We start from the raw sequence: 399 nt of genomic DNA on the forward strand, positions 1-399 counted from the left end.
CCGGCCTTCGATGACCTTGAGCCCGAGACCGAGATGCTGGAGACCGGTATTAAGGTCCTTGACTTGCTGACTCCTTACGTCAAGGGCGGCAAGATTGGCGAGAATGTCGTGCGAGCCATCTCCCTCAAACCGACTGACGGTATGCGCCGCGGCACTGAGGTGCGCGACACCGGTGCCCCGATTAGCGTGCCAGTGGGTGACGTCACTAAGGGTCACGTCTGGAATGTGACAGGTGACGTTCTTAACGCCGATCCCTCCACAATCGAGGTGACTGAGCGTTGGCCGATCCACCGGGATCCCCCGGCCTTCGATGACCTTGAGCCCGAGACCGAGATGCTGGAGACCGGTATTAAGGTCCTTGACTTGCTGACTCCTTACGTCAAGGGCGGCAAGATTGGC

1 pseudogene is annotated in these 399 nt (G+C 59.4%); it reads left to right on the plus strand.

Annotated elements, in window-relative coordinates:
* Nucleotides 1-399: pseudogene (locus BEN49_RS15655) on the plus strand (hypothetical protein); the annotation flags it as partial.

This window comes from Hymenobacter coccineus, from assembly GCF_001816125.1.
Taxonomy (GTDB): domain Bacteria; phylum Bacteroidota; class Bacteroidia; order Cytophagales; family Hymenobacteraceae; genus Hymenobacter; species Hymenobacter coccineus.